This window comes from Metapseudomonas phytobenefica, from assembly GCF_043392685.1.
Classification (GTDB): domain Bacteria; phylum Pseudomonadota; class Gammaproteobacteria; order Pseudomonadales; family Pseudomonadaceae; genus Metapseudomonas.
The window spans coordinates 21,174-42,823 of record NZ_JBHZGM010000033.1; the positions used below are offsets into that span (position 1 = coordinate 21,174).

Annotated in this window: 20 protein-coding genes; 11 read left to right on the forward strand and 9 right to left on the reverse strand. The window is 65.1% G+C overall.

Annotation, left to right across the window (positions count from 1 at the left end):
- Positions 1-130 precede the first annotated feature (130 nt).
- The 5 genes from ACFW0B_RS21450 (at position 131) to ACFW0B_RS21470 (ending at position 5,952) form a co-directional block, all read left to right on the forward strand.
- Complete coding sequence (locus ACFW0B_RS21450) at positions 131-1,306, forward strand: NAD(P)/FAD-dependent oxidoreductase (protein WP_449150989.1); 1,176 nt, start codon at positions 131-133, stop codon at positions 1,304-1,306.
- Positions 1,303-2,115 carry an aldo/keto reductase gene (locus tag ACFW0B_RS21455; RefSeq protein ID WP_449150990.1) on the forward strand — a complete coding sequence of 271 codons (813 nt, stop codon included), beginning with the start codon at positions 1,303-1,305 and terminating at the stop codon, positions 2,113-2,115. The genes ACFW0B_RS21450 and ACFW0B_RS21455 overlap by 4 nt, the downstream gene beginning before the upstream one ends.
- Positions 2,116-2,139: 24 nt before the next feature.
- A complete protein-coding gene (locus ACFW0B_RS21460; RefSeq protein WP_449150991.1) occupies positions 2,140-3,045 on the forward strand; it encodes a metal ABC transporter ATPase in 906 nt (301 codons plus the stop codon).
- A 65-nt stretch (positions 3,046-3,110) separates the two neighbouring features.
- On the forward strand, positions 3,111-4,655 hold the full coding sequence (locus tag ACFW0B_RS21465; protein ID WP_449150992.1) for an MBOAT family O-acyltransferase: 1,545 nt from the start codon (positions 3,111-3,113) through the stop codon (positions 4,653-4,655).
- A gap of 7 nt (positions 4,656-4,662) precedes the next feature.
- Complete coding sequence (locus ACFW0B_RS21470) at positions 4,663-5,952, forward strand: hypothetical protein (protein ID WP_449150993.1); 1,290 nt, start codon at positions 4,663-4,665, stop codon at positions 5,950-5,952.
- A gap of 125 nt (positions 5,953-6,077) precedes the next feature.
- On the opposite strand, the gene ACFW0B_RS21475 is transcribed toward ACFW0B_RS21470, so the two are convergent.
- From ACFW0B_RS21475 to msbA, 5 genes are read right to left on the reverse strand one after another with little or no spacing between them, the layout of a single operon-like run.
- Positions 6,078-6,725 (reverse strand): acyltransferase, encoded by a 648-nt coding sequence (locus ACFW0B_RS21475; protein ID WP_449150994.1) that lies wholly within the window; start codon positions 6,723-6,725, stop codon positions 6,078-6,080.
- Between the two features lie 10 nt (positions 6,726-6,735).
- Complete coding sequence (gene hldE, locus ACFW0B_RS21480; protein ID WP_449150995.1) at positions 6,736-8,160, reverse strand: bifunctional D-glycero-beta-D-manno-heptose-7-phosphate kinase/D-glycero-beta-D-manno-heptose 1-phosphate adenylyltransferase HldE; 1,425 nt, start codon at positions 8,158-8,160, stop codon at positions 6,736-6,738.
- Between the two features lie 45 nt (positions 8,161-8,205).
- On the reverse strand, positions 8,206-9,642 hold the full coding sequence (locus ACFW0B_RS21485) for a PIG-L deacetylase family protein (RefSeq protein WP_449150996.1): 1,437 nt from the start codon (positions 9,640-9,642) through the stop codon (positions 8,206-8,208).
- Positions 9,643-9,646: 4 nt separating this feature from the next.
- Positions 9,647-10,543: a GNAT family N-acetyltransferase gene (locus tag ACFW0B_RS21490; RefSeq protein ID WP_449150997.1), complete on the reverse strand. Its 897-nt coding sequence runs from the start codon at positions 10,541-10,543 to the stop codon at positions 9,647-9,649.
- A gap of 57 nt (positions 10,544-10,600) precedes the next feature.
- Positions 10,601-12,409, reverse strand: coding sequence for a lipid A export permease/ATP-binding protein MsbA (gene msbA, locus ACFW0B_RS21495; protein ID WP_449150998.1), 1,809 nt, complete (start codon positions 12,407-12,409; stop codon positions 10,601-10,603).
- Between msbA and ACFW0B_RS21500 the strand changes: the two genes are divergently transcribed.
- The 6 genes from ACFW0B_RS21500 to ACFW0B_RS21525 are packed head-to-tail and all read left to right on the forward strand — an operon-like array spanning position 12,408 to position 16,965.
- A complete protein-coding gene (locus tag ACFW0B_RS21500) occupies positions 12,408-13,709 on the forward strand; it encodes an O-antigen ligase family protein (protein ID WP_449151000.1) in 1,302 nt (433 codons plus the stop codon). The two genes, msbA and ACFW0B_RS21500, sit on opposite strands and share 2 nt — an antisense overlap.
- Positions 13,706-14,392: a lipopolysaccharide kinase InaA family protein gene (locus ACFW0B_RS21505; protein WP_449151001.1), complete on the forward strand. Its 687-nt coding sequence runs from the start codon at positions 13,706-13,708 to the stop codon at positions 14,390-14,392. The genes ACFW0B_RS21500 and ACFW0B_RS21505 overlap by 4 nt, the downstream gene beginning before the upstream one ends.
- Positions 14,389-14,802 (forward strand): sugar 3,4-ketoisomerase, encoded by a 414-nt coding sequence (locus ACFW0B_RS21510; protein WP_449151002.1) that lies wholly within the window; start codon positions 14,389-14,391, stop codon positions 14,800-14,802. The genes ACFW0B_RS21505 and ACFW0B_RS21510 overlap by 4 nt, the downstream gene beginning before the upstream one ends.
- The gene (locus ACFW0B_RS21515) at positions 14,786-15,271 is read left to right on the forward strand and encodes an acyltransferase (RefSeq protein ID WP_449151004.1); all 486 of its coding nucleotides are present in this window, start codon (positions 14,786-14,788) and stop codon (positions 15,269-15,271) included. The genes ACFW0B_RS21510 and ACFW0B_RS21515 overlap by 17 nt, the downstream gene beginning before the upstream one ends.
- Complete coding sequence (locus ACFW0B_RS21520; protein ID WP_449151005.1) at positions 15,249-16,352, forward strand: DegT/DnrJ/EryC1/StrS family aminotransferase; 1,104 nt, start codon at positions 15,249-15,251, stop codon at positions 16,350-16,352. Before ACFW0B_RS21515 ends, ACFW0B_RS21520 begins: the two co-directional genes overlap by 23 nt.
- A gap of 10 nt (positions 16,353-16,362) precedes the next feature.
- Positions 16,363-16,965: an acyltransferase gene (locus ACFW0B_RS21525; protein WP_449151006.1), complete on the forward strand. Its 603-nt coding sequence runs from the start codon at positions 16,363-16,365 to the stop codon at positions 16,963-16,965.
- Here ACFW0B_RS21525 and ACFW0B_RS21530 read toward each other — a convergent pair whose 3' ends face one another.
- From ACFW0B_RS21530 to ACFW0B_RS21545, 4 genes are read right to left on the reverse strand one after another with little or no spacing between them, the layout of a single operon-like run.
- Positions 16,966-17,850: a glycosyltransferase gene (locus tag ACFW0B_RS21530; protein ID WP_449151007.1), complete on the reverse strand. Its 885-nt coding sequence runs from the start codon at positions 17,848-17,850 to the stop codon at positions 16,966-16,968.
- Entirely contained in the window at positions 17,843-18,985 is a 1,143-nt protein-coding gene (locus tag ACFW0B_RS21535) for a glycosyltransferase (RefSeq protein ID WP_449151008.1), read from the reverse strand. Before ACFW0B_RS21535 ends, ACFW0B_RS21530 begins: the two co-directional genes overlap by 8 nt.
- Complete coding sequence (locus ACFW0B_RS21540; RefSeq protein WP_449151009.1) at positions 18,982-19,899, reverse strand: glycosyltransferase family 2 protein; 918 nt, start codon at positions 19,897-19,899, stop codon at positions 18,982-18,984. The genes ACFW0B_RS21535 and ACFW0B_RS21540 overlap by 4 nt, the downstream gene beginning before the upstream one ends.
- Complete coding sequence (locus ACFW0B_RS21545; RefSeq protein WP_449151010.1) at positions 19,889-21,646, reverse strand: carbamoyltransferase family protein; 1,758 nt, start codon at positions 21,644-21,646, stop codon at positions 19,889-19,891. Before ACFW0B_RS21545 ends, ACFW0B_RS21540 begins: the two co-directional genes overlap by 11 nt.
- Positions 21,647-21,650: the final 4 nt, after the last annotated feature.

Below are 21,650 nucleotides of genomic sequence, written 5' to 3' on the forward strand. Positions count from 1 at the left end.
TGAGAACCTGCTGCGCGTCGGCGATATTGCGCTAGCTCCAGCTCGCGCGGCTCTCGACACCTGCTGTAGGCCGGCATCACGACAGGGGCGCTATACTGCGCCCCTGTTTTTTTCAAGGCGCCTGCAACCCATGGCCGAATCCCTTTCCACTGATGTACTCATCCTGGGCGGCGGTATCGCCGGCCTGTGGCTCAATGCCCGCCTGCGCCAGCAAGGCTTCGCCACTCTGCTGGTGGAGAACCACAGCCTCGGCGGCGGGCAGAGCGTGAAGTCCCAGGGGATCATCCACGGCGGCGCCAAGTACGCCCTGCACGGCGCCCTGACCGGCGCCTCCGAAGCCATTGCCGACATGCCGCGGCGCTGGCGCGAGGCCCTGGCCGGCAGCGGCGAACTGGATCTGCGCGGCGTGCGCCTGCTCTCCGACGCCCACTATCTCTGGTCCCCCGGCACCCTGGCCGGCAATCTCACCAGCTTCTTCGCCAGCAAGGCGGTGCGTGGCCGCGTCGACCAGGTCAAGGGCGATGCCTTGCCGCCGGCGCTGCAACACCCGAAGTTCAAGGGCAAGGTCTACCGCTTGGCCGAACTGGTGCTGGACGTCCCCAGCCTGATCGCCCGCCTGGCGGAACTGGCCGGCGACAGCCTGCTCGCGGGCCGCGAAGTCGCTCCCCTGCGGGAAGACGGCCAGCTGGTCGGGCTGGTCATCGATGGCCGTGAAGTCCGCGCGCAACGCATCGTGCTGAGCGCCGGCGCCGGCAACCAGGCCTTGCTCGAAGCCCTGGGCCTCAGCCAGCCGGCCATGCAGCGCCGCCCGCTGCACATGGTGATGGTCAAGGCGCCCAGCCTGAAACCGCTGTACGCCCATTGCCTGGGTGGCGGGCCGAAGCCGCGCATCACCGTGACCAGCCACCCGGCCGCCGACGGCCAATGGGTGTGGTACCTGGGGGGCGACCTGGCCGAGGCCGACGGCGTGGCCCGCAACGAGGCCGAGCAGATCGCCGCGGCCGAGCAGGAGTTGCGCCAGTTGCTGCCCTGGATCGACCTCTCCGCCGCACAATGGGCGACCCTGCGGGTGGACCGCGCCGAGCCGGCCCAGAGCGGCCTGGTTCGTCCGGACAATGCCTTCCTCGCCGAGCAGGACCGCTTGCTGGTGGGCTGGCCCACCAAACTGGCCCTGGCCCCGGACTTCGCCGACCGCGTGCTGGCCGCCTTCGAACGCGACGGTCTGCGCCCTTCGGCCAATCCGCCGCTGCCCGCCCTGCCCCGTCCGACGGTGGCGCAACCGGCCTGGGAGGAACTGCTGGGATGAACGAGTTGCACGATCTGCACCGCCCCTTGGGCAGCACCGGCCTGATGGTTTCCCCACTGGGCCTGGGAACCGTCAAGCTCGGCCGCGACCAGGGCGTGAAGTACCCCAGCGGCTTCACCATTCCCGACGACGCCGAGGCCCGGCAGCTGCTGGCCCTGGCCCGCGACCTCGGCATCAACCTGATCGACACCGCGCCAGCCTATGGCCGCAGCGAGGAGCGCCTCGGCCCGCTGCTGCGCGGCCAGCGCCAGGACTGGGTGATCGTCAGCAAGGTGGGCGAAGAGTTCGAGGACGGCCTCTCCCGTTTCGACTTCAGCCCCGAACACACGCGCTTCTCCGTCGAACGCAGCCTGAAACGCCTGGAAACCGACTTCATCGACCTGGTGCTGGTGCACTCCGATGGCAACGACCTGGCCATCCTGCGGGACAGCGGTGTCTACGAGACCCTTGCCGAGCTCAGGCAGGCCGGCAAGATCCGCGCCTTCGGCCTCTCCGGCAAGACCGTGGACGGCGGTCTCCTGGCCCTGGAACAGGGGGATTGCGCCATGGTCACCTACAACCTCAACGAACAGGGCGAGAAGCCGGTACTCGACTTCGCGGTGCAGCGGAACAAGGGCATCCTGGTCAAGAAAGGCCTGGCCAGCGGCCATGCCTGCCTCGACGCCGGCGTGGACCCGGTCCGCGCCAGCTTCGAACTGATCTTCGGTCATCCCGGGGTGACCAGCGCGATAATCGGGACCATCAATCCGCTGCATCTGTCCCATAATGTCGCGACGGCCGCCGCCGTAATCGGAGCCCATCGCCACTAGCCGACCCCTGGTCCAGGAGCCGACATGCCGCGAATCCTCGCCCGCAAGGATCCCAGTGCGTTCAAGACCCTCCCGCTGCATGTCGAAGCCAGCGCCGACGCCCTCAGCTACCAGAGCCTGGGGCTGCCGCTGAACTTCACCCAGATGCTGGAAAGACGCCGCCCCGTCCGGGTGAACGACAACCAGCGCTTCGCGGTGGAACTGGCGAACCTCGGCGTGTCGGTGCGGCTGACCCTGGCGCTGCAGGGGCGCGACTACTGGCTGCTGGTGCGCCAGCGCCGGCAGGATCGCGGCGATACCGTGCTCAAGCTGATCTCCGGCTACGTACCCGCCCACGAGCTGAACCTGCCGTTGCTCACCGCCATTCAGGAAGTCGCCGAGGAATGCCTGATCGAGACGCCGGAAGGCTGGCTCGCCGGGCGTTTCGGCGACACCTGGCTGCCAACCCCCTACCAGCGGCAACTGCGCTATCGCGAAACCCACCATTTCCGTCTCAGCCCGCTGTCCGGCGCCGCACGCCCGGTGAGCAACGGCAAGCTGACGCTGCTGGAGCGCCCCGAGGCCTATGTGCACCTGCCCACCGCTTCCCTGCAACTGGTCTACGACCTGCGTCTGGAGCTGCCGAAGGATTGCCACCAGATCAGCCTGTTCCACGTGGATGAAGTCCTGCAGGACGGCCAGCTGGTGGCCTGCCTGGAACGGCGCCGGCCCGATATCTACCTGCTACCGCTGCATCAGGGCCTGCCCACCGGCGAACTGCTGACCCTGCGCAACGGCGAGTTCAAGGCCGCCAGCACCCGTGGCGTCTGGCTTTCGGAGAGTTTCGCCGAGCAGGATGGCTGGCTGGTACACGAGGAGCGCGTGCGCTGGCGGGACTGGATCAACCGGCTGCCCCCTCACGGCAGGAAAAACAGCCGAATGGCCTGCTAGCCACCTGACATCAAATGTAAAAAAATCATTAGAATCCATGCGCCCCGGTTCGCATGGACGCCCTGATGCTGTTCAACTCCTACATCTTCGTATTCCTTTTCCTGCCCATCTGCCTGCTGGGCTACTACACCCTGATCAACCGCCGCCTGCTGGAACCGGCACTGACCTGGCTGGTGCTCTGCTCCCTGTTTTTCTACGGCTGGTGGAACCCGGTGTACATCTCGCTGCTCGTCGCCTCGATGCTGAGCAACTTCCTGCTGGGCCGACTGATCAGCCGTCAGCAGGAATGGCGCAAGCCCCTGCTGGTCTTCGGCATCGCCGGCAACCTCGGCGTCCTCGGTTACTTCAAGTACTGCGACTTCTTCATCGGTACCTTCAACAGCCTCAGCGGCAGCGACTTCAACCTGCTGCACATCGTTCTGCCACTGGGCATTTCCTTCATCACCTTCCAGAAGATCGCCTTCCTCGTGGATGCCTACAAGGGCAAGACCCACGAGTACAACCTGCTGCACTTCTGCCTATTCGTGACCTTTTTCCCTCAATTGCTGGCCGGCCCCATCGTTCACCATCGCGAACTGATCCCGCAGTTCGTCAGGCTGGAGAACCTGCAGAAGGTCTCGAGCAACCTGGGTATCGGTCTCAGCATCTTCCTGGTCGGCCTGTTCAAGAAGACCGTGCTGGCCGACGGCGCGGCGGCCCACGCCAACCCGGTGTTCGACGCCGCCGCCAATGGCGCCACCCTGACCCTGCTGGAAGCCTGGGGTGGCTCACTGGCCTACAGCCTGCAGCTGTATTTCGACTTCTCCGGCTATTCGGACATGGCCATCGGCCTGGCCCGGATGTTCGGCGTGGTCCTGCCGCTGAACTTCTTCTCCCCCTACCGCGCCCGCAACATCTCCGAGTTCTGGCGGCGCTGGCATATCACCCTGTCGCGCTTCCTGCGGGACTACCTGTACATCCCCCTGGGCGGCAACCGCAGCGGAGAAGCCCGGCGCCTGCTCAACCTGATGATCACCATGTTGCTGGGAGGCCTCTGGCATGGCGCCGCCTGGACCTTCGTGGTCTGGGGCGGCCTGCATGGTGCCTACCTGGTCATCCACCGGTCCTGGGAGCGCCTGACCGCGCCGTTGCAACGCTTCGCCGCGTGGCGCATCGGCTTCACCCCGCTGGCCTACCTCTTGACCTTCCTCAGCGTGATGGTGGCCTGGGTGTTCTTCCGCGCCACCAGCTTCGACGCGGCCTGGGCGGTACTGCAGGGCATGGCAGGGTTCAACGGGATCAGCCTGCACCCCGATAGCGCGGGCCTCGCCGAAAAACTCCGCAGCCTGGGCCTGTCGGTCGACGTGAGCCTCTACGCCACCCGCCTAGTGGGCAAGGACACCCTGAACTGGGTCGTCACCCTGCTGCTGATCGCCACCTGCCTGCCCAACACCGCCCAGGTGTTCTCCCGTATCGGCCCGGCGCTGGACGAGTACTCGCGCCCCGAGCGCTACCAGGGTCGCCTGCGCTGGAACCCGACTCGTCGCTGGGCCATGACCATTGCCTCGCTGGGACTGATGGGCGTGCTCTACATGAGCCAGGTCAGCGAATTCATCTATTTCCAGTTCTGAGGTCCGGATGCGCTCCTATACCCGTACACTGCTGTTGCTCAGCGCGCTCCTGCTGGCCGGCAATACACTGCTGGTGCTCTTCGCCGACCCACTGAACCTGTTCGGCCTGGCGCGCATCCAGGGGGTCAACGCGTTCAAGAACACCTACAGCGACTACACCCGGATCGCCAAGCCGATCCAGGTCGAGTGGACCGAACCCCAGCGCCTGGTGCTGGGCTCGTCCCGCGCCGAACTCGGTCTGCGCCCCGGCAACCCCAGCTGGGCGGCGGCCCACCCCGGCGCCAGCTTCAACGGAGCCCTCAGCGGCGCCAGCATCGGCGAGCTGCGCGACAGCCTCGCTCATGCCATCCGCACCGCCCGGCCGCGCAGTGTGGTGCTGGGCATCGACTTCTTCATGTTCGGCGCCGGCAAACCGGGCAGCTACAGCTATCCGCAGCTGCTCGCCGGCCCGCAGGATGGCCCCATCAGCCTGGCCGAGCGTCGCCTCGAGCAACTGCGCCTGACTCTGTTCAGTCCGGCAATGAGCCGCGCGAGCATCCGCACCCTGCGCAAGCAGAAGCCCATCGACGATGAGTTCCATCCAGACGGCCAGCGCAGCAACGCCCGCGAGCTGCTCAAGCTGATGGAGGATGGCTACGAAGGCGCCTTCGTGCGCTTCGAGGAAGGCTTCTCCCACAGCACCTGGACAGCCTGCCGGGACAATCGCTTCGGCTACGGGCGCAGCGGCGACAGCACCCTTGAGCGCTACCAGGACATGCTGCGCATGGCGCGCGACGCCGGGGTGGAGCTGAAGATCTTCATCTCGCCGATCCATGCTCGACTGCTGGAAACCCTGGACGCCACCCAGCTCTGGCCCGCCTTCGAACAATGGAAGCGTGACGTGGTGGCCGCCACCGAGGCGGTCAACCTCGAGGCCCCGGACAAGGCCCTGCTCCAGGTCGTGGATTTCAGCGGCTACCACCGCTACAGCGAAGAGCCCGTACCCACCGCGGCCCGTGTGGAAATGCGCTGGTACCTGGATTCCTCCCACTACCACGAGCGCCTGGGTGACCTGGTACTCGAACAGCTCTTCAGCGGCCTGCGGGGCGAGGACGGCCAGTTCGGCGTCGCCCTCTCGAGCGATGGTCTGGACCGGCATCTCGGGCTTATTCGCGAAGCCCGCGACCGCTACCGTGCGGCGAATGCCGGACAGTACGACAAACTCGCGGCAATCGCCCGGGAGCAACTCGCACAGCGCCAGCGGTCGGGCGAGCAGTGCCGCTACCCAGGGAACCTGCCAGCAGCGACCACGCTCTGACCCCGCGCCGGGCTACCTGACCCTGCCCGGCAGGACAAGGTAACCGGGATGGCACTAGCCGCCGGCAAGGGCACCTATGAGCGGGGATGAGGTGAGCGACTGGTAGCGCCGTCAGTCGTGCGGGATCAGAGCAACGCGCGGTCCCAGCGAATCCCCTGCTTGACCACGCGCGCGGGTACTCCGGCCACCACGCAGTTGCCTTCGTCGAAGGCACGACTGACCACTGAACAGGCGCCCACCACGGACTCCGAGTGCAGCACGGTGCCCTTGAGGACCTGTACGTCGCGGCCGATCCACACACGGTCGCCGATGCGTACATCGCGGGACGGATTCAGTCGCTGGCCGGTCTGCGCATCGAGGATGGAATGCTTGTCGCCGGTACGGATCAGGATATCGGTGGACAGCATGCAGTCGCGGCCGATATCGATGCTGGAGGCTTCGTCCACCAGCAGGTAGGCGCCTTCCACCGTAGTATCTTCGCCGATGCGGATGTGCTGGCCGCTGGTGTTGCGCAGGTAGATCTTGCCCGAGCTGAAGCGCACGCGCGGACCGATCTCGATCAGGTTGTCGTGGCCATCGAGGCGGATCTCGCAATGGGTAAGCTGGACGCCCTCCCCCACCACCAGGCGATTGTTTCGCCCACCAAGCTTGACCGTGATCTTCTTCATCTGCCGCTGGGCGCTGACGGGGAGCTCCAGGCGGTTGCCAGACTTGATCTTGAAACGGTTCTTGTAGGCGAGATTGCGCAGGTAGAGATAAAGCTTCTCGAACATTGGGGCGGGCTCAGGATCTATCCAGGATCTTGTTGACGATGGCAGTGGTGGAGCTGTTCTCCACCAGCCCCAGCACCCGCACTTCACCGCCATAGGCACGGACGATGTCGGCGCCGACCACCTGGTCGATGCCGTAGTCGCCGCCCTTGACCAGCACGTCGGGTTTGACCTGGCTCAGCAAGCGCTCCGGAGTGTCCTCAGCGAAGCTCACCACCCAGTCCACGGCACCGAGGCCCGCCAGGACGGCCATGCGGCGGTCAACGCTGTTGATCGGGCGGCCAGGCCCCTTGAGACGGCTTACCGAGGCGTCGTCATTGACTGCCAGCACCAGGCGGTCGCCCTGGGCACGGGCCTGTTCCAGGTAGGTCACGTGGCCAGCATGGAGGATATCGAAGCAGCCGTTGGTGAAGACGATCTTCTCGCCATGGGCGCGGGCATCCTCGATGGCCAGCAGCAGCTGGTCGAGGCTCAGCACACCGCGCTCGGAGCCCTGCTCGCGCTGTACGGCACGGCGCAGTTCCGGGGCGCTGATGGCCGCGGTACCGAGCTTGCCGACCACGATGCCGGCGGCGAGGTTGGCCAGGGCCACGGCCTGCGGCAGTTCTTCGCCTGCAGCCAGGGCGGCGGCCAGGGTGGAAATCACGGTGTCGCCGGCGCCGGTGACATCGAACACTTCACGGGCGCGGGCAGGCAGGTGCAGCGGGGGATGGCCGGGACGCAGCAGGGTCATGCCGTGTTCGCCACGGGTAACCAGCAGGGAGCCCAGTTCCAGCTCCTGCATAAGGCCGGCGCCCTTGGTGACCAGATCGGCCTCGTCGGCACAACGGCCGACGATGGCTTCGAATTCGCTAAGGTTCGGCGTGATCAGGCTGGCACCGCGATAGATGCTGAAATCCTTGCCCTTGGGGTCGGCCAACACCGGAACGCCGCGGCGGCGAGCGGCCTGGATCAGCGCCTGGTGGTTCTTCAGCGCGCCCTTGCCGTAGTCGGACAGCACCAGCACCCGGGCCTGGGGCAGCAGGCGCTCGACTTCAGCGGCCAGCGCCTCGGCATTGGTCTCGAAGGCTTCTTCGAAGTCCATGCGCAGCAATTGCTGGTGGCGGCTCATGACGCGCAGCTTGACGATGGTCGGCTGCTCGGCAAGGCGCTGGAAATGCACATCCACGCCCGCGGCGTTGAGGCTGTCGGTCAGGCTGTCGGCGGCTTCGTCGATGCCGGTGATCCCCACCAGCATGGCCGGCGCCCCGAGGGCGGCGATGTTCAGCGCGACGTTGGCGGCGCCACCGGGACGGTCCTCGATCTGCTCCACCTTGACCACGGGCACCGGCGCTTCGGGCGAAATGCGCGAAGTGCCGCCATGCCAGTAGCGGTCAAGCATGACGTCGCCCACCACCAGAACGGGGGCCTGATCGAATCGGGGCATGGACAGCTTCATGGAGTCTCCGGACGTCAAAATCGGCGCGGATCATACCATAGCAGGTCAGTCGGACTGACCCACCCGATCCGACGCAGGGCGCACCCAGAACAGCTCGTGGCGGCGCACCGCCTTGCGGAAGAAGTCATCCTGGCCGACCTCCGGCCAGCGCCGCCCGGCGAGCAGCCACTGGATCACCCGACGCAGACGCTTCCTGAGCGGCAGGGGTGTCTGCAGATCGTGCTGCATGGCCAGGGCCTGGGCCTTGTCCATGCGCGCGCCGGCCCCCAGCACCGGGCTCCACAAGCCATCCGCCGGCAGCGGTTCCAGGCGCGGCGGCAGGGCGATGCCGTTGCCGGCCGGCCCCATGGGCCAGCGGTCGTTGTCGTAGAGGTGATTGGCGTAGAGCAACTGCACCTCGGGCTTCCAGCCGCTGCGCGCGATGGCCTCGCCCAGGGCGCGGCTGGCGTGAATGTGGTCCGGATGTGGGTCCAGCTCGGGGTGCGGCACCACCAGCACTTCAGGGCGGAAGTGCTTGAGCAGGGCGGACAGATCGCCCACCAGGTTGCTCCAGCTCGGCACCCCGTCCCGGTCACCCGGCAGTGCCAGCGGATTGAAGCGTCGCACGCTGCGGATATCGCAATCACCCGACTCCCGGGAGGCGAAGGCCTTTCCCGGCTCCGCCGCCATCGCCGCCAGCTGCAAGCAGTAGTACCCCAGCTGCACGCAGCGATTGGCCGGCACGCCGCCCCACAGGGGTACCGCCAGGCTGCTCCAGCTGCGCAGACGCCCTTTCAGGCGCGCCGCGGAGGCCTTGTCGAGGCCCATCCGACGGTAGTTGTGCGCCTCGATCTCGCCCTGGGTGAGCGTGACGATACTGACCTCGGCACAGCGGCTGTAAAAGCCGAAGGCCGCCAGCTCGGCGTCATCGGCGTGGGGAGCGACGATCATCACGCGCCGCGCCGCATAGTCCGGGTTGTCGAAGGCATACAGCCGCACCTCGGGCCGCAGATGACAGAAACGACCGCGCAGACGCAGCCGCCCCTCGCGCAAGGCCGGCAACAGACCGGACAGATTGAGGTAACGCAGGCCCCGCACGCCACGCTCGAAGTCCTGGCGATCCACAAATCGGCCATCGTCAATCAGTACGTGGGGGTCCAGCCAGCGCCCCAGCCAGGAGCTGCGGATTTCAATGGCGAGCACCAGGGTGTCGGCGCGGGCCGGCAGCTGGCTTGGCTCCAGCTGCAGCGCCCGATTGTGGATAACACCCGGAACACCGGGCACGGAACCGGGGAAGTCGTAGCGATAGTCCTGCCTGGGCGAATAGAAGAGGTGGTCGGCGAACCAGGCCTCGTGGGCGATCCAGGCCAGCACCAGCAACACCGGCAGGCTGTTCCAATTGCCGAACCAGTCCAGCGCCGCCAGAACCAGCAATGCCACGACCATGAATATGCGCTTGCTGCGCCGGTGTCGGCGCAGCAATTGCTGCTTGCGTGTTTCCATTCACTTACACCCGATATGCAGCGATCCGGTTGCACCAGCGATCCTTGTATTCGCGGTCCGCCCGCCCGAAGGAGTAACGCAGTGCCTTGCCCCCGGCCCGCGCGTCTGCCCAGGCTGCCTGGGTGTTGATGAAGCTCAGGACGCTTCCCGGACTGAGGTGATGCGCTCGAGGATCGACGCCGCCATTGACGTACTCGTAACTGATCCAGTCTGGCGACTCGACCCTGTACAGCACCTGAACGGCGACGGGGACACCATCGAGCAGGAGCAGGCACCCCCCGAGAAACTCGCGCAACAGGCCGAACACCTCGGTCAGGTTGGCCTTGCCCGGCACCTCGAAGCCCCAGCGCCGTTCGAACAATTCGCTATAGATGGCGGCCAGCTCGGCGGGGGCGAAGTCCGCCACGGGTTGCACCACGCCGCCGGCCTCCTCGAAGAGGCGAAGCTCTCGGCGCTGGTTGTAGCGGAACTTCTTCGACAGCTCTTCGGGCGCCCGCGCCATGGCCAGTTGCTCGCCCTGGGCACGCAGGCCGCTGAACGCGGAGCGGTTAAGCTCGGAGAGGTAGGCTGCTTGATGGCGCAACCTGATGCCGGAGCCTGGCGCAGCGGGCAGGATGACTTCGGCATTGCCCAGGTCGAAGAGGTTGCGCATTCCCCTGCGCTTCAGCTCGCGCCGGGAAAGCGCCAGGCTCCGCCCCCAGGTGGGAATCGCGGCCCTGAGTTCATCGCCCACCCGGAATCCGAGGTAGCGCAGCGGAATTCCGGCCAGCGCCGACAAGCGCTCGACGACCTGCGGGTGGGTGATGACACTGCCGCCAAAGCGGTCCCACACGCGTCGATAGGTGCCGGCATCGACCGGCTCCCATCCACGCTCCCGGTAAAACCTGAATCTGTTAAGCAAAACCTTACCCTGCCAGGCAACCGCCCGGCCCTTCCCTGTTATCTGGTTGCCGCCGGCTCAGCTCGCCTCCGGCTGGGTCTCCTCGGCGAACTGATTGGCATGCAGACGGGCGTAGTAGCCGTTCATGGCCAGTAGCTCGGCATGGCTGCCGCGCTCGACGATGCGCCCCTGATCCATGACCAGGATCAGGTCCGCCTTCTCGATGGTGGAAAGGCGGTGGGCGATGACCAGTGTGGTACGGCCATCCATCACGCGGTCCAGCGCAGCCTGGATGTGCCGTTCGGACTCGGTATCCAGGGCCGAGGTGGCCTCGTCCAGCACCAGCACCGGCGCATTTTTCAGCAACGCGCGGGCGATCGCCAGGCGCTGGCGCTGGCCGCCGGAGAGCAGCACGCCGTTTTCGCCGACCTCGGTGTCGAAACCTTGCGGCAGCTTGTCGACGAACTCCTTGGCGTAGGCCGCCTCGGCAGCCCGCTCGACGTCCTCGCGCGGCGCACCGGCGAGATCGCCGTAGGCGATGTTGTTGGCCACCGAGTCATTGAACAGGGTCACCTGCTGGGTCACCAGGGCGATATGGCGACGCAGGTTGCGCAGGCGGTATTCCTCGATATCGACGCCATCCAGCAGGATCTGCCCCTGCTCATGGTGGTAGAAACGCGGAATGAGGTTGGCCAGGGTTGACTTGCCACTGCCCGAACGCCCCACCAGGGCGACCATCTGGCCGGGGGCAGCCTCGAAGCTGATGTCCTGCAGGACCGGCTTGTCGGTGCCGGGATACTGGAAGCTGAGGTTGCGGACTTCCAGGCGGCCACCGACCCGCTCACGCTCCACGGTGCCACGATCCACCTCGGTCTCTTCGTCGAGTTGCTCGAAGATGCTTTCTGCACCGGCGACGCCGCGCTGCACGGTGGAACTGACTTCGGAGAGCTGGCGGATCGGTTTCGGCAGCAAGCCGGCGGCAGTGATGTACGCCACCAGATCGCCAGCACTCGCATCACCACGCAGGAAAAGCACGAGGAACATCAGGGCTGCCATGCCGGCGTAGATCACCAGTTGCAGCATCGGGGTGTAGACGGCGGAGGTCTTGGTCATCCGCAGCTGCTTGCGGGTGTTTTCTTCGCTGGCTTTCCTGAAGCGGCCGGATTCGTACGGCTCGCCGCCAAAGCTGCGTACCACGCGATAGCCCTGGATGGTTTCGGAGGCCACATGGGTCACGTCGCCCATCGCCACCTGGATCTTCTTGCTCTGTTTGCGGAATTTCTTGCTGGCGCTGCTCACCATCAGGGCGATCAGCGGCAGGATGGCGACCATCACCAGGGTCAGCTTCCAGTTCATCCACAGCAGGTAGCCGAACAGGAAGACCACGGTGAGCCCTTCGCGGATCACCACCTTGATGGCATCGGTCGCCGCGCCGGTGACCATGGTCACGTTGAAGGTGATGCGCGAGATCAGATGTCCCGAGTTGTGGTTGTCGAAATAGCGGTTCGGCAGGGTGAGCAGACTGTCGAACAGGGCCAGGCGCAGGTCGTGCACCAGTCCGAGGGAAACCTTGGCCAGGAAGTAGTTGCCCAGATACGACCCCAGCCCCTGCCACGCGGCGATCAGGATGATCAGCAATGGAACCGCCTGCAGCAATTTCATGTCCTGCAGGTAGGGAACGCCCGGGAACAGCACGGCGTCCGGATTGCTCAGGCCATCCACGAAATATTTGAGGATGCCCGCCAGCATCGGCTGGGTGGAGGCGAAGATGATGTAACCGATGATGCTGACCAGGAACATCCAGATATAGGGGCGGACGTAGCCCAGCAGACGAAAGTAGATCTTGAGGCTGGAGGGCCGGGAAACTTCAGGATGCTGATCGGACATGCGCTCACGCGTCGACGTTGGCGAAAGGTTGCAAAGCTTATCACAGCGCAGCCGCCCCCTCGCCGCGGATGCTAAGATGCCAGCCTTTTGCAGCGTATTACCGGTCCAGACAGTGCAATCCATCCCCATGCTTTCCAGGCTCGCAGCGCCTTCCATTTCCCAATTCGTCGTACGTCGCTGGTTGGTGCTGGGTTACCTGGCCTTGCTCACCGGACTGTTCTGGCTGGCCAACAGCAGTCTCTACACCAAGGTCTTCTACGGCCTGATGGCTTTCCCCGCATTGCTGGCGCTGGTGTACAACCCGCGCCGGCTGGGCGATCTGGTCCGCGAGCCGATGCTGCTGGCCTTCCTGGCCCTTTCCGCCTGGCTCCTGCTCAGCCTGACCTGGTCGGGAACCGAAGATGATCCGGGGGGACTGGCCAAACGCCCGCTGTACGTTTTCATGCTCTTTGCCAGCTGCACCCTGATCGCCCTGGAAGACCGGGAATTGCTGCTCAAGGCGCTGAAGGCGGGCGCTGCGCTGGCGACCGTGGCCGCGCTGGTCAGTCTGGCTTTCTATCTCATGAAGCCTCCGCCGGGCTGGCGCCTGATCGGTATCGGGGCGCTGCGCAACCCGCTGCTGACCTCTCACGTATTCGGCATGTTCTGCGCTTACTGGATAGCCGTCTGGCTGACCCGGGACATCCAGCGTGACTGGATTCCGATCCTGCTCTGCGTGCCGCTCCTGATCGCACTGATGGCAACGGGCTCCCGCACACCCTTGCTGGCGCTCGCCCTGGTGAGCGTCTGGATGCTGATCATGACGCCGCGCCGGGCGGTCTACCTCATGGCGGCGGGCGTGGTCCTCATGGCTGCCAGCTTCTTCGCATTCCCGGAGCTGCTGTTGAAACGTGGAGTATCGTTCCGTCCACAACTCTGGAGCGATGCGTTCAGCCAGGCGATGCAACATCCCTGGTTCGGCCATGGCTTTGACAGCCGCTTCACTTTCCATGCGAAGGGTCTCGGCATAAGCATGAGCGACCCACACAACGTCGAACTCGCCGTATTGCTGGAGCTGGGGCTGGTCGGGCTGCTGCTCTGGCTGATGATGTACGGCTTCGGCATCTGGCGTTGTTTCAGCCAGCGCCAGCACAAGGGCTTCACAGTCGCATCGGCAATGCTCGTCTACGGCATCGGCGCAGGCCTCACGGAAGGCAGCAGTTTCCTCTCGCGGCCGAACGAAAGCTGGTTCCTGATCTGGATCCCGCTTGCGCTGGTCGCCGCCTTGTCCATCAGTCAACGAGCCCTGGATAAGCGATGAAGACTCTGAACGAGGCGCAGCTCGATGCACTTCTGCTCGGCGCCCAGACCATCGAAGAAGACGGTCTTGGACTGAAAGTCGCGCGCCTGTCCGACGGCAACTTCCTCAAGCTCTATCGGCGCAAGCGACTGCTTTCGTCCGCACTCTGGCAGCCTCCGGCCACAACCTTCGCGCGCAACGCGGAACGCCTGAATCGCCTGGAAATACGGGCCCCTGATGTGATCGAGGTGCTGAGCATTCCTGAACGCCAACTCAGCGGTGTGCTCTATCAGCCATTACCCGGCGAAACCTTGCGCAACCATTGGCAACAGGTTCCCGAGCAGCAGCGGGCGAGTTCGGTGGAAAAATTCGGGAGATTTCTGGGCGATTTACACAGCAAAGGCGTATATTTTCGCTCGCTGCATCTGGGCAATGTATTGCAATTACCGGATGGCCGATTCGGACTGATCGATCTGTCTGATATGCATATAAGCGGTCGCCCATTACCTCGCTGGAAACGCAAGCGCAACGTACGCCACATGCTCCGCTACCAGCAGGATGCCCAGTGGCTGGCGCACCGCCACGTGGCCGACCTGCTCCGTGGCTACGCCGAAAGCGCCGGGACCGTTGCCGCGAAAACCCTGGAAAGCGCCATTGGCGTGCAACGCCGCAACTCCCCCCAAGATTCGTCGAAGACATCATGAGCCTGATCAAGCTGATCGACTTCCGCACCTTTTCCGACCCCAGAGGAACACTGGCAGTCGTCGAGGGCGGCCTGGACGTGCCTTTCGAAATACGCCGCGTCTATTACCTCTATGGCCTGAGCGGCGATCTCCGGCGCGGTTTCCACGCCCACCACGAACTGGAGCAGATCGCCATCTGCCTGAACGGCAGCTGCAGCATCCTGCTGGACGACGGCCGACGCAAGGAAACCCTGCGCCTCTCCTCGCCGCACCAGGGGCTGCGCATCGAACGCATGGTCTGGCACGAAATGTTCGAGTTCTCCCCCGACTGCGTGCTGATGGTGCTGGCCAGCGAGCACTATGACGAAGCGGACTACATCCGCGACTACGAGCAGTTCCTCGCCGAGGTGGAAAATGCCGCAGGTCCATGAACTGGCGGAGGTGCACAGCACCAGCATCGGCCACGGCACCCGCGTCTGGCAGTACGCGGTGATCCTGGCGGGCGCCCGCATCGGCGCCAATTGCAACATCTGTGCGCACACCCTCATCGAGAACGATGTGGAGATCGGCGACCGGGTCACCCTCAAATCGGGGGTCTTCCTCTGGGATGGCATGCGGGTCGCCGACGACGTGTTCATCGGCCCCAATGCCACATTCGCCAATGACCCCATGCCGCGCTCGAAGGTCTACCCAGAACGCTTCCTGCAAATCCGCCTCGAACGCGGCGCCTCCATCGGCGCCAATGCAACGGTGCTGCCGGGCGTGACCATCGGCGAATACGCCATGGTGGGCGCCGGTGCGGTGGTGACCAGGGATGTCCCCGCCCGTGCAGTAGTTGTCGGCAATCCTGCGCGCATCCTGCGCTTCCTGGACGATCATGATTCCATTCCTCGACCTTAAGGGCATCAACGCCGAACTCCGCGACGAATTGCTGGAGGCCTGCGCCCGCGTCATCGACTCCGGCTGGTACATCTCCGGCAGTGAACTGCGCGCCTTCGAGCAGGAGTACGCAGCCTACTGCGGCTCCCGCCACTGCATCGGCGTGGCCAACGGCCTCGACGCCCTGACCCTGACCCTGCGCGCCTGGATCGAGCTCGACCGCCTGCGCGAAGGGGACGAGATCATAGTCCCGGCCAACACCTACATCGCGACCTTGCTGGCGATCACCGAGAACGGCCTGGTCCCGGTACTGGTGGAGCCCGACGACACCAGCTTCAACCTGTCGCCCCGCTCGGTGCGCGCCGCGCTCACCAGACGCACCCGCGCGATCCTGCCGGTGCACCTCTACGGCCGCCTGGCGGATATGCCAGAGCTGATGAAGATCGCCGAACAGCACGACCTGCTGGTGCTCGAGGATGCCGCCCAAGGCCACGGCGCCAGCCTGGACGGGCGCAAGGCCGGCAACTGGGGCAACGCCGCGGGCTTCAGCTTCTATCCCGGCAAGAACCTCGGCGCCCTCGGCGACGCCGGCGCCGTCACTACCTCCGACGATGAGCTGGCGGAAACGCTCCAGGCGCTGCGCAATTACGGCTCCCACGTGAAGTACCGCAACCTCTACCAGGGCCTCAACAGCCGCCTGGACGAGATCCAGGCAGCCATGCTGCGGGTGAAGCTCAAGCACCTGGACGAGCAGACCGCGCAACGCCGCCGGATCGCCCGCCGCTACCTGGACGAGATCGACAACGCCGCCATCCGCCTGCCGGACTGGCAGCGCGAGGAAGAGCACGTCTGGCACCTGTTCGTGATCCGCAGCCAACAGCGCGACCAGCTGCAGAAGCAGCTGGACAAGGCCGGCGTGCAGACCATGATCCACTACCCGATCGCGCCCCATAAGCAGAAGGCCTACTCGGAGCTCAACCATATCGAGCTGCCGATCACCGAGCGGATCCACGAAGAGGTCCTCAGCCTGCCCATGGACCCGGGCATGAGTCCCGAGCAGGTGGACCGCGTGATCGAAGCCGTCAACCAGGCCCGCCCCTGAACCGGCGTCCATGAAGAAGATCCGCAAGCACGGCTGGCGCAAGGGACTCAGCCTCTATCTGTTCAAGGCCGTGCAGCGGATCCGCGTCCTCCACTACCGCCTGCTCTCGGAAAACACTCCTCGGGAGATGCGCGGACGCCTCAAGCAACCCGCGCTCTTCTGCGGCCAGGGGGAAATCCTCATCGGCAAGTCCAGCATCGGCGTCTGGCCTTCCCCCTTCTTCCTCAACGGCTACGCCCATATCGAGGCGCGGGAACCTGGGGCGCGGGTCCGCATCGGCCAAGGCTGCCACATCAACAACAACGCGGTGCTGATCGCCGAACGCAACAGCATCAGCATCGGCGACAACACCCTCATCGGCCACGGCTTCTCGGCCTACGACTCCGACTTCCATCGGCTGGAACCCCATCTGCGCAGCTCGGGCCAGCATGAAGGCAAGGACGTGGACATCGGCAACAACGTATTCATCGGCGCCAATGTCACGGTGCTGAAGGGCGTCACCATCGGCGACAACAGCGTCATCGCCAATGGTTCGCTGGTGAACCGGGACATCCCGGCCAACGTGATCGCTGGCGGGGTGCCGGCGAAGGTGCTGGGGCCCCTGCCCGACTGATCAGTCGCGGGGCTTTCGTGCGGGCTGGAGGTAGCGGCCGACGGCGCGCAGGGTCTTGAGATTCCAGTAACGCCAGGGCAACTGGCCGAACAGTTCCCGGGCCAGCGGCTTGTCATCACGGGCGCACTTGAGCAGCATCGAATTGATGAAGCGCGCGCAAACCTCACCGTAAGCCGGATGATCGCTGAAGATGGCGTAGGTCTTCAGCACGTTGTCGATCATGAAGCGCAGGTTCTTGTAAGTGTTGTGCTCGTGGGTCCGGTACTGGGCCAGCACCTCGTCCATGATGTCGATCACGTAGCCGGCGCGGGTGATCTTCAGCTTCATCAGCAGGTCTTCGAGACGAATCTCCGGATCGTAGCCCCCCACCGCCTCGATGGCTTCACGGCGGAACAACATGGTGGGCGCGGGCGCCCCCGGCTTGCGGTCGAGGAAGATGTCATCGAAGTCGAGCCGGCGCGCCGGGCGCAGCTTCTGCTTGGGCCTCACACGACCGGCCTCGTCGATGGTCTCGACATTGCCGGCGCAGATGCCCACTTCCGGCCTGCCCTGCATACGGGCGACCTGCAGCGCGAGTCGCTCGGGGCGCATGATGTCGTCCGAACCGAACGGCGCGATCAGACTGCCTTTCGCGCGGGCGATCGTCTCGTTGAGGGTGCGCGACAGCCCCTTGTTTGCCTGGGCGAGGAAATCGAAGCCGTGCTTCTCCTGGAGCTTGCGGATGCGCGCAACGCTGTCGTCACGGGAGCCGTCGTCCACCACCAGAAGCTCGACATTCGGGTAGGTCTGGGCCAGTACGCTCTCGATGGCGGCTTCGACGTAGTCGGCGTGGTTGTAGGAGGAAATGATCACGCTGACCAGCGGCAGATCCTTTGAATCACTCATTGGGTTTACCTTCCAGCAGTTCCACCAGCAACTCGCGGTACTGGCGGCGGAAATCATCGATCGAATGGGCGCGGCAGAGGTACTGGTAGGCGCGCTCGCCCTCGGCGGCTCGCTCCTCGGCGGACAGCGCCAACACATCGCGCAAGTGCCCGGCCAACACGGCATGCTGGCCAGCCGGTGCGATACGGCCGCCGCAGTCTTCGAGGATCGGCTTGAGGCTGGGGATATCCGAGCCGATGACGGAAAGGTGACCGCTCATGCCTTCCAGCAGCGCCAGAGGCAGGCCTTCACTCAGGGAGGGCATGACGAAAGCGTCGAAGGCGCGCACATATTGCAGCGCATCATCCTTGGCCCCCAGCAACAGAGCCCGGCCCTCGAGCCCAAGCTCGGCGATCGCCGCTTCCAGCTCGGGTCGCGCCCGCCCCTCGCCGATAATGGCCAGCAGCGCATCGGGGCGCTCATCCTTGATTTCCGCGAAGGCCCGCAGCAAGTGAATATGTCCCTTGACCGGCACCAGGCGACCGATGGCACCGAACACGAAGGCATCCGGCGGCAGGCCGAGCATGTCCCGCGACTTGTCGCGCGGATGCTGCAAGCTTTCGGCGCGGGCGATGTCGATGGCGTTGTTGATCTGCCGGGTATTGGCCGGGGTAAAGCCAGCGCCAGCGCCGACAAGGTAGTCCCGCACGGCGCGGGAGACCCCGACCAGGCGCCAGGCCGGCGTCAGCAATTGGCGGGCGACCCAGCAGCGGAACGAGCGGTCGTACTCGCCGAAGCCGTGGGCGACGCCAATGCAGGCGCGGATGCCCAGCCAGCGATTCAGCAGCATCAGCATATTCACCGGCTTGAAGCGATGAGCGATCACCGCGTCGTAGCCTTCGACCCGGCAATGCTTGTAGAGCGACCACAGGGCGCGCAGGCGCAGGCCGCTGACCGCCGACTTGCTGTAGCCGAAGTAGATCGAACGCTCGGCCTTGCTCACCGGCTCGCCGGAGCCGGGCCGTCCGCGCAGGAAGGCGGTGGTCACTTCATAGCGGTCGGTCGGCAGGGCCTGGATGATCTGCTCGGCAAGGTCCGACGCATTGACGTTGTAGTAGTTCTGCAGTTGCAGAACCTTGATACGGCGCTGGCTCATACCGGGTTCTTCTTGGGGTTCAGCCACAAACGCAGGGCCTTGCGGCTGTACGACAGCTTGAAAAGCACTCGCCAGTCGGTTCGCAAGGCCTCGCGGTAGTAGCCACGGGCGCTGTCCTGGTCGCCAGCGAGCAGGCAGGTGCGGAACAGCGACAGGCAGCGCTGGGCGCGATAGGCGGGCTTCAGCGATTGCAGGCTGGCGGGGAGTTTGCGGAAGACTTCATCCACCAGCGCCAAGCCCACCTTGCGTGCGGCGTCGGCGTTATGCCGCAGGCTGCCGGGATGCTTGTGGATGCGCGCCAGCATGGAATCGAGCACCACCACCTGGCGCTGGGTCAGGCAGTAGGCGAAGACCGGAATGTCCTCGCTGTGGCGCAGGTGTTCCGGATAAGGCCGTTCCAGCAGCAACTCGCGAAGGAAGACGCAGGCGCCGTGGCTGAGGGCAATCCGCTTGTCCAGCAGGTAGCCCTTGAGGCGCTGGAGCGCGTCGCCGGGTACGGCGCTGGCGGGGTGCGCGCGCTCGCGGCCATCGGGCTGCACCGCCACATGGCCGGCCAGCCAGAGGCCGACGTCGGGCCGTTGCCGCAGACGTTCGCAAAGTTCCGGAAGTACGCCGGGAACCAGCTCGTCATCGGCATCCAGCAGTAGCACGTAGCGCCCCTGGGCCAGTTGCACACCATTGTTGCGGGCCGCCGATGGACCGGCATTGGCCTGGCGCACGCCCTGGAAGGCGGCGCCATGACGCTGGCGCAGGGCGGTGAAGACCGCCGGGGTGTCGTCGGTGGAGCCGTCGTCCACGACCCAAAGTTCGACTTCAGGGGTGGCCTGGGACAGCACCGACTCGACCGCGCGCGGGAGCACGCCCGCGTAGTTGTAGGTAGGAATGATGACGCTAAGCAGCGGCTTAGCCGACATTGTCATACCAGTCCTTGCCTTCCTTGACGACGAGGATGTCTTCCATGATCAGGTACTGCAGGTCCGAGCCGTAGAACATGTTCAGCGCGTCGGTGGGCGAGCAGATCATCGGTTCGCCACGGCGGTTGAGCGAGGTGTTCAGCGAAACGCCGTTGCCGGTGAGGACTTCCAGCTCCTTCATCAGGTCGTACCAGCGCGGATTGTGGCGGCGCTCCAGCACCTGGGCGCGGGAAGTGCCGTCCTCGTGCACCACTTCGGCCACGCGGGTCTTCCACTCTTCGTTGACTTCGAAGGTGAAGGTCATGAAGGGCGACGGGTGATCGACCTTGAGCATCTGCGGCGCGACGGTGTCCAGCATCGACGGGCAGAAGGGGCGCCAGCGTTCGCGGAACTTGATCTGCTCGTTGATGCGGTCGGCCACGCCGGCCACGCTCGGGCAGCCGATGATGGAACGGCCGCCGAGGGCGCGCGGACCGAACTCCATGCGGCCCTGGAACCAGGCCACGGGGTTGCCGTCGACCATGATTTTCGCGATGCGCTGCGGGGTGTTGTCGATGCGTTTGAACACCGGTTTCTGCGGGTGCTTGGCGCAGGCCGCGATCACGTCTTCGTTGGAGAAGGACGGGCCGAGGTAGACATGCTCCATCTTCTCCACCGGCACGCCACGCTTCACCGACACGTAGGCGGCGGCACCCACGGCAGTGCCGGCATCGCCGGACGCGGGCTGGACGAACAGCTCCTTCACTTCCGGGCGGGCGATGATCTTCTGGTTCAGCTTGACGTTCAGTGCGCAGCCGCCGGCGAAGGCGATCTTGCCGGTCTCGCGAATGATGTCGCCGAGGTAGTAGTCCATCATCTCCAGCGCCAGCTTCTCGAACAGGGCCTGCATGCTGGCGGCGTAGTGGATGTAGGGATCGTCGGCGATGTCGCCCTGGCGTTTCGGGCCCAGCCACTCGATCAGCTTGGGCGAGAAGTAGTAGCCCTTGCCGTTTTCCTTGTAGCGGCGGAAACCGATGACGTTGGCGTAATCGGTATTGATGATCAGCTCGCCGTTCTCGAACTTGGCCAGACGCGAGAAGTCGTACTTGGCGGCATCGCCATAAGGCGCCATGCCCATGACCTTGAACTCGCCATCGAGCATCTCGAAGCCCAGGTACTCGGTGATCGCGCCATAGAGGCCGCCAAGGGAGTCCGGATCGTAGAACTCCTTGATCTTGTGGATCTTGCCGTTCTCGCCCCAGCCGAAGAAGGTGGTGGCGTACTCGCCCTTGCCGTCGATACCGAGGATCGCGGTCTTCTCCTTGAAGCCGGAGCAGTGGTAGGCGCTGGAGGCGTGAGCCAGGTGGTGCTCCACCGGCTCGATCTTCACCTTCCTGGTGTCGAAGCCCAGTTGCTCCAGGCACCAGACGATCTTCTTGCGATAGCGCTTGTAGCGACGGTTGCCCATGAGGATGGCGTCGAGGGCGCGGTCCGGGGCGTACCAGTAACGCTTGGCGTAGTGCCAGCGGGCCTTGCCGAACAGGCTGATGGGGGCGAAGGGAATGGCCACCACATCGACGTCGGACGGTTTGATGCCGGCCTGTTCCAGGCAGAACTTGGCCGACTCGTAGGGCATGCGATTCTTCGCGTGCTTGTCGCGCACGAAGCGCTCTTCTTCGGCGGCCGCGATCAGCTTGCCGTCGATGTAGAGCGCGGCGGAAGGATCATGGCTGAGGGCGCCGGAAAGGCCGAGAATCGTCAATGCCACGGGG

Bases quoted from the DNA above. Each gene is read 5' to 3' on its own strand.
- ACFW0B_RS21520 (WP_449151005.1), top strand. From the start codon at position 15,249: ATGATTCCATTCCTCGACCTTAAGGGCATCAACGCCGAACTCCGCGAC.
- hldE (WP_449150995.1), bottom strand. From the start codon at position 8,160: ATGAAGCTGTCCATGCCCCGATTCGATCAGGCCCCCGTTCTGGTGGTG.
- ACFW0B_RS21515 (WP_449151004.1), top strand. From the start codon at position 14,786: ATGCCGCAGGTCCATGAACTGGCGGAGGTGCACAGCACCAGCATCGGC.
- ACFW0B_RS21500 (WP_449151000.1), top strand. From the start codon at position 12,408: ATGCGCTCACGCGTCGACGTTGGCGAAAGGTTGCAAAGCTTATCACAG.
- ACFW0B_RS21450 (WP_449150989.1), top strand. From the start codon at position 131: ATGGCCGAATCCCTTTCCACTGATGTACTCATCCTGGGCGGCGGTATC.
- ACFW0B_RS21505 (WP_449151001.1), top strand. From the start codon at position 13,706: ATGAAGACTCTGAACGAGGCGCAGCTCGATGCACTTCTGCTCGGCGCC.
- ACFW0B_RS21525 (WP_449151006.1), top strand. From the start codon at position 16,363: ATGAAGAAGATCCGCAAGCACGGCTGGCGCAAGGGACTCAGCCTCTAT.
- ACFW0B_RS21470 (WP_449150993.1), top strand. From the start codon at position 4,663: ATGCGCTCCTATACCCGTACACTGCTGTTGCTCAGCGCGCTCCTGCTG.
- ACFW0B_RS21535 (WP_449151008.1), bottom strand. From the start codon at position 18,985: ATGAGCCAGCGCCGTATCAAGGTTCTGCAACTGCAGAACTACTACAAC.
- ACFW0B_RS21530 (WP_449151007.1), bottom strand. From the start codon at position 17,850: ATGAGTGATTCAAAGGATCTGCCGCTGGTCAGCGTGATCATTTCCTCC.
- ACFW0B_RS21510 (WP_449151002.1), top strand. From the start codon at position 14,389: ATGAGCCTGATCAAGCTGATCGACTTCCGCACCTTTTCCGACCCCAGA.
- ACFW0B_RS21460 (WP_449150991.1), top strand. From the start codon at position 2,140: ATGCCGCGAATCCTCGCCCGCAAGGATCCCAGTGCGTTCAAGACCCTC.
- ACFW0B_RS21540 (WP_449151009.1), bottom strand. From the start codon at position 19,899: ATGTCGGCTAAGCCGCTGCTTAGCGTCATCATTCCTACCTACAACTAC.
- msbA (WP_449150998.1), bottom strand. From the start codon at position 12,409: ATGTCCGATCAGCATCCTGAAGTTTCCCGGCCCTCCAGCCTCAAGATC.
- ACFW0B_RS21475 (WP_449150994.1), bottom strand. From the start codon at position 6,725: ATGTTCGAGAAGCTTTATCTCTACCTGCGCAATCTCGCCTACAAGAAC.
- ACFW0B_RS21455 (WP_449150990.1), top strand. From the start codon at position 1,303: ATGAACGAGTTGCACGATCTGCACCGCCCCTTGGGCAGCACCGGCCTG.
- ACFW0B_RS21485 (WP_449150996.1), bottom strand. From the start codon at position 9,642: ATGGAAACACGCAAGCAGCAATTGCTGCGCCGACACCGGCGCAGCAAG.
- ACFW0B_RS21465 (WP_449150992.1), top strand. From the start codon at position 3,111: ATGCTGTTCAACTCCTACATCTTCGTATTCCTTTTCCTGCCCATCTGC.